2 protein-coding genes are annotated in these 1,093 nt (G+C 48.5%); both read left to right on the forward strand.

Going from position 1 to position 1,093, the window contains the following annotated elements:
• On the forward strand, positions 1 to 518 hold a 518-nt coding region (locus tag MJ769_RS11625), incomplete at its 5' end, for a transposase (RefSeq protein WP_239237307.1).
• Positions 515 to 853, forward strand: a complete 339-nt coding sequence (locus MJ769_RS11630; RefSeq protein ID WP_239237308.1) for a hypothetical protein — start codon at positions 515 to 517, stop codon at positions 851 to 853. The genes MJ769_RS11625 and MJ769_RS11630, both read left to right, overlap by 4 nt.
• Positions 854 to 1,093: the final 240 nt, after the last annotated feature.

Genomic DNA, 1,093 nt, shown 5'->3' on the forward strand with positions numbered 1-1,093 from the left:
AGGGTAATTTTTTATTTCCTAACCTGATTGACCAACTCGATTCGAGTTATCCGCTGTTAAAACTTTCTCAGCATATCCCCTGGCAGTTTTTTGAAGTTGAGTTTGCACCGCTATATTCTCACTGGGGTAAACCAGCTAAAGCTATCCGGCTGATGGTGGGGCTGAGTATTCTCAAGCACGTGGAAAATCTCAGTGATGACGTCCTCGTCAATCGCTGGGTTCAAAATCCTTACTATCAGATGTTTTGTGGTGAGACGGTGTTTCAGCGGCAACTGCCTTGCGACTCATCCGACATGACCTACTTCCGCAAGCGTATTGGTGAAGCAGGATTTGAGAAAATCCTGAGCAGCTCTATCGCCTTGTTCGGTGAAGCCGCCCAGGAAAAAAGTCCGTGTCGACAGCACGGTACAGGAAAAGAATGTCACGTTCCCCACCGATGCGAAGCAATATCGAAAAATCATTGCGCGGGGATAAAATCAAACTTTACAGTCTTCATGAGCCGCACATTTATTGTATGAGTAAAGGTAAGGAACATAAGAAATACGAATTCGGCACCAAGGTCTCCATCATCAAAACTCGGGATAGTCATATTGTGATAGGTGCCATGGCCTTTGACCACAACATTTACGACGGGCATAGTCTGCCTGCGGTACTTGAGCAGGTAAAACGTCTGGCCCGCTACATGCCCAACATTGGTTTATGTGACAGGGGATACCGTGGAAAATCCACCATCGGCGATACCCATTCCTTACCCCTAAACCCCCACGCCAGAATGCCAGCCAGGCGCAGCTTTCTCTGGCACGTTATCGCTTCAGACGGCGGGGCAGGGATAGCGCCGGTTTTGGCCATCTGAAATCAGACTATCGGCTGGGACGCAACTTTCTCAAAGGGATGATGGGCGACCAACTAAACGTCCTGATAGCTGCTGCAGTATGGAACCTCACCAAGTGGATGAGGGATTTTGCCTGCATGTTGGGCGCAGTAAATGGCCACTACGCCACAAAAATCATCATTATCTCGCTAGGGCAATGCATCAAGTACGGAGGAGTAAAACAGATTAGCACTCAGGCAACTTGCGTAGCCTGATCTTAAC

This window comes from Candidatus Nitrotoga sp. BS, assembly GCF_927797785.1.
Taxonomy (GTDB): domain Bacteria; phylum Pseudomonadota; class Gammaproteobacteria; order Burkholderiales; family Gallionellaceae; genus Nitrotoga.